The organism is Hydrotalea sp. AMD (assembly GCF_004100315.1).
In the GTDB taxonomy this organism is placed as follows: Bacteria; Bacteroidota; Bacteroidia; order Chitinophagales; family Chitinophagaceae; genus Hydrotalea; species Hydrotalea flava.
Genome location: NZ_SCKY01000056.1, coordinates 1 through 5,139, shown reverse-complemented (window position 1 = coordinate 5,139; position 5,139 = coordinate 1). Strand labels below are relative to the sequence as shown.

General features: G+C 37.6%; 5 protein-coding genes. 3 read left to right on the top strand and 2 right to left on the bottom strand.

Features of this window, described 5'->3' with window-relative positions; translation table 11 throughout:
- The 3 genes from EO766_RS17695 to EO766_RS17685 all read left to right on the top strand — a co-directional run.
- On the top strand, positions 1-802 hold an 802-nt coding region (locus tag EO766_RS17695; RefSeq protein WP_287101711.1), incomplete at its 5' end, for a PA0069 family radical SAM protein.
- A gap of 132 nt (positions 803-934) precedes the next feature.
- The gene (locus tag EO766_RS17690; RefSeq protein ID WP_074419599.1) at positions 935-1,933 is read left to right on the top strand and encodes a 2-hydroxyacid dehydrogenase; all 999 of its coding nucleotides are present in this window, start codon (positions 935-937) and stop codon (positions 1,931-1,933) included.
- A 94-nt stretch (positions 1,934-2,027) separates the two neighbouring features.
- Positions 2,028-2,966, top strand: coding sequence for a hypothetical protein (locus EO766_RS17685; protein WP_143439633.1), 939 nt, complete (start codon positions 2,028-2,030; stop codon positions 2,964-2,966).
- A gap of 138 nt (positions 2,967-3,104) precedes the next feature.
- On the opposite strand, the gene EO766_RS17680 is transcribed toward EO766_RS17685, so the two are convergent.
- Together EO766_RS17680 and EO766_RS17675 are read right to left on the bottom strand one after the other, a co-directional pair.
- Positions 3,105-3,770: a lipoprotein signal peptidase gene (locus tag EO766_RS17680; RefSeq protein ID WP_287101708.1), complete on the bottom strand. Its 666-nt coding sequence runs from the start codon at positions 3,768-3,770 to the stop codon at positions 3,105-3,107.
- A 64-nt stretch (positions 3,771-3,834) separates the two neighbouring features.
- On the bottom strand, positions 3,835-5,139 hold a 1,305-nt coding region (locus EO766_RS17675; protein ID WP_287101707.1), incomplete at its 5' end, for a lipopolysaccharide biosynthesis protein.

Below are 5,139 nucleotides of genomic sequence, written 5' to 3'. Positions count from 1 at the left end.
GCATGAATATTGGGGCTACAGCGCAGGTATTGATTTTGAAAGTAAAATATTGGTGAAACAAAATGCCCCCGAACTGTTACGCAAATTTTTAATGAAACCCGGTTGGCAATGCCAGCCCATTTCACTCAGCGGCAATACCGACTGTTACCAGCCGGCTGAACAAAAATTTAAACTTACCCGGCAATTGCTACAGGTTTGCCAGGCTTTTAACCAGCCGGTAGGCATTATTACCAAAAACGCTGCCATACTGCGCGATATTGATATTTTAAAAAACATGGCTGCTAAAAATTTAGTGAGTGTATTGGTAAGCATTACCTCACTCAACGAACAACTGCGCAGCGTAATGGAGCCACGAACTACTACTGCGATGCAGCGTTTGCGTATTATTGAAACATTGAGCAAGGCCGGCATACGGGCGGGTGTAATGCTGGGGCCAATGATACCCGGCTTAAATGAACACGAAATGCAAAGTATTATGGAACGGGCAGCAGCAGCAGGTGCCAGCTTTTCGGCCTATACATTTATACGCCTGAATGGTGCAATAGCCACGCTATTTCATGACTGGCTATTTAAAAATTTTTCCGACAGGGCCAATAAAGTGTGGCATTTAATAGAACAGGCACATGGCGGTAAAGTAAATGACAGCCGGTGGGGTATTAGAATGCGGGGCGAAGGCCCCATTGCTGCCTTGGTGCAACAGCAATTTAACACCTACAACCACAAATATGGACTGAATGCAGAAAAATGGCATTTATCCACCCAACATTTCAACAGGCCCGGTACACAGGGTACTTTATTTTAAGATTGGGCATGAAATTATCAAAAAGATATATCCGTTTTTCCACATTTGGCCATTGTCTGAATAGCTACCGTTATCTTTATACTGAAAATAAATAGCATCATTTTTGCATCCATTCTATAAAAACAAAGCCGAATGAAAATTACTTTTTTCTCTACACAACCTTACGATAAAGAATTTTTCATAAAAGGAAATACCCATTATGGTTTTGAATATACTTTTTTTGAAACGCATTTAGGTCCACACATTGTGCAGGCTTTAGAATCCACCGATGCCATTTGTGTGTTTGTAAACGATAAGGTAAATGCAGCAGTAATAGCAGTGCTGGCACAAAAAGGCGTAAAAGTAATTGCACTGCGCTGTGCCGGATTTAATAACGTTGATTTAGAAGCAGCAAAAGCACACCAAATACGCGTATGCAGGGTACCGGCCTATTCGCCTGAAGCAGTGGCAGAACATGCATTGGCCATGATTCTTACCTTAAACAGAAAAACACATAAAGCCTATAACAGGGTACGTGAACAAAATTTTTCGATTAACGGATTGCTTGGCTTTACCATGAAAGAAAAAACAGTAGGGGTAATTGGAACAGGACATATTGGAGCTGCTTTTTGCACCATTATGACGGGCATGGGTTGTCGGGTACTGGCTTATGATATACAAACCAACCCATCATTCACCACAACGGGCATAACGTACCTGCCATTGGCTCAGGTGTTTGAACAGTCAGATATTATTTCACTACACTGCCCGCTTACGCCACAAACACATCACCTCATTAACATGACAACTTTGCAAATGATGAAAAAAGGCGCCATGTTAATTAATACCAGTCGTGGCGGATTAATTGATACAGATGCTGTAATTGAAGCCCTAAAACAACAACACCTGGGTTATTTAGGCATTGATGTATATGAACAGGAAGAAAATATATTTTTTCGTGATCTCTCAGAAAACATCATTACCGATGATACATTGCAACGTTTAATGGCTTTCCCAAATGTATTGGTAACAGCACATCAGGCGTTTTTTACAAAAGAAGCATTGGAAGAAATTAGCCATATTACTTTAACCAATGTAGATGCATTATTGCACCATAAAAATTTTACGAACCAAACAGCGTTATTAGTATAAATACTATCAATACATTAACCTTTACCATTAATTTTACCGCATGAAGGCACTACTGAAATATAGCTTGGCATTTATAACCGTACTCTTTATTTTTATGGCATGTACCAAAGAGTATAGTTTTGAAACCGGAAAAGGATACAGTGGTACCGCTATTGGCTCTCTGCAAGATACGGCCGGTAATTGCCAAAATGTATATGTAAATGGTACTTACCTGGTAGATAGTGTGTTAACAGATAGCAATTATATTGTGGTTACAGCCAATATTATTTCGCCGGGTAAATATTATATTTTTACTGATACCGTAAACGGCTTTTGGTTTTATGATTCGTCTATTGTTTTATCAACCGGTACTCAAACTATTAAGTTAAAAGGCTATGGTAAGCCCATTTTACCTATAGACGCTAATTTCACCGTTACTTTTGGCAGTTCGGTTTGCCAGTTTACCATACCTTATAATACTTCAGTTATTGGCAATTATTTTCCTACCACCGTTGGCAGTTACTGGACGTATAATGATAGCCAGTTGAATAACACCATCACTACCCATGTATTGCCAATTGTAGACACTGTTACCAATACGGGCCAATCGTATGCCGTTTTTACTGATCGCTTAGGTGATACAGCACTGTATAGAAGAAGCGGCAATACCTATTATACCTATGGATTGTTGTATCCTGACAACTCATCAGGACCGGTAGAATATGCCTTTTTAAAAGCAGGGGTACCGGCAGGAACGAGTTGGGATTCTCCCATTGTTACTGCTATTGTAGCCAATCAAACCATTAAAGTAAAATACCATTTTACACTGTTAGGCAGTGGTTTAACAGCCAGCTATAATGGCAATAATTTTACCAATGTTATTAAAGTGCAATTAGATATACAGGCACTGGTACCACCTACCATTAACTATGCTACGGCACAAACATCTTTTTTTTATTATGCGAAAGGAGTTGGGCTCATTGCCATAGAAGTACCCGGCAGCACAACAGTAATGCCTTATAACTCTACCATTACACAATGGAAAGTAAATTAAAAATGATACTACCTCTTTTCAATGAATGGTATACGGGTACTAAAACAATTGTTGCAGGATTTAATTGATACCTTCAAACCCTTCCAGAGCAGAAAACTGGTACTATAAACTGTTTGTTTTTCAGTAACCATTTTAGATTTAATTTCGGAATGGTTTTACTTCTTCGGTTGCAGCAGTATTTTGCTGGGCATCCTGTTTCTTGTTGAAAAATTTATTTTGAAAAAGCAGCAAAATAATCACACCTACCGAAATAGAAGCATCGGCAATATTAAATACGGGTTCAAAAAATTCAAATCGCTCACCACCCCACACAGGAAACCATTTAGGATAATAGGTATCCACCAAAGGAAAGTATAACATATCTACCACCCTTCCATGTAAAAAATGAGCATAGCCTGAACCGAAAGGCACTAATTTTGATACATTTTGTGAAAACACATCGCTGTTATCAAATATCAGCCCATAAAACATACTATCAATCAAATTACCCAATGCACCGGCATAAATTAATGCTGCACAAATTATAAAACCAGTATGGTATTGTTTTTTGATAAAATCTCTTAATAAAAAAGTACCCCACACTACTGCAACCAATCTAAATAAAGTTAAAATAATTTTTCCAAACCCTCCACCAAATTTCCATCCCCAAGCCATTCCCTCATTTTCAACAAAATGCAAGCGAAACCAACTACCAATTACATTGTGTTCCTCACCCGCATAATAATGCAGTTTTATATAAAATTTCAAAGCCTGATCGGCCAGAATGATGGCGGCTATCAGAATAATGACTTGTTTAGCTTTCACTGATTTTATTTTAAAGCGACAAAGATATAAGAATTGACTCTGTGATGGTAAATGATACATTTACTTAAGCTATCCATTTGCCAATAACCGGCAGCTTTTGCATTTCTCTGCGTTCTATTCTTAACACAAAAACAACAAAAGCAAGTAATAATGCAGTGGCAAAAGTATAGCTGAATAAAGTTTTGGTAATATATGCCGTTATGCTGTTATGCAGAAAAAACAATAAAACGGCAATCACCATATATGCCATTAATTTCTTCCAGGCATAAGGCACCCGATATTTTTTTTGTCCCCACACATAACTAATAATCATCATGCTTCCGTAACAGGTAAAAGTTGCCCAGGCACAGGCCATAAAACTATAATGTGGAATAAAAATGTAATTAATTAGAATAGTGATGGCTGCGCCGGCTAATGTTATCCAGGCACCGGCCATGGTTTTATTGGTAACCTTATACCAAATACTGAGGTTATAATAAATGCCCAAAAACATATTGGCAAACAATAAAATGGGTACTACTTTTAATCCTGCCCAATACTTAGGACCGATAAAATGTTTCCATACCGGCAAATACAGTGCTACCACTAAAAACATTACAGAAATAATGATTACAAAAAATTTCATTACCCGGGCATATACCTTTTGCGGATTTTCGCTTTCGGCCTGTTTAAAAAAAAATGGTTCTGCACCCATTCTAAAAGCCTGAATAAACAAGGTGATTAAAATCGATAATTTATAGCAGGCATTGTAAATACCCACCTGTTCTTCTCTAAATGTTTCACTACCGGGTAACCACCAACGCAACATTAATCTATCAAAGGTTTCATTAATCATTCCACCCATGCCTGCAATCACTAACGGCATGGCATATATCATCATTTGTTTCCACAACCGAACATTAAACTTAAATTGTATTTTAACAATCTCTTTTGACAACAACAGCAATGTTACTGCCGATTGTACCACATTGGCAAATACAACATATACTATAGGATTGGTTTCAGGATTAAATACCAACACTACCCAACTTCCTTTAGGATGCTGCATTTGTTGCGGACAATACACTATAAAAAACCAGGTAATTAAAATATTCAATACAATGCCACTGATTTTTACAAATGCAAATTTCAATGGCCTTTCTTCCTGACGCAATTTGGCAAATGGAATGGTAGATAATGCATCTAAACTGATTACAATGATACTTAGTTGAACAATCGCCGGAAAGCCACTTAACCCTGTTACATTTCCTAAAACAGACTGATTCATCCAAAGTATTACTGAAAATAAAATGGTTGAAAAGAAGATCGATAATGCTGCGGTATCATAAATAATGGCTTTGTTTTCATCTTTCGAAGAAAAACGAAAATA

Bases quoted from the DNA above. Each gene is read 5' to 3' on its own strand.
- EO766_RS17690 (WP_074419599.1), top strand. From the start codon at position 935: ATGAAAATTACTTTTTTCTCTACACAACCTTACGATAAAGAATTTTTC.
- EO766_RS17685 (WP_143439633.1), top strand. From the start codon at position 2,028: ATGGCATGTACCAAAGAGTATAGTTTTGAAACCGGAAAAGGATACAGT.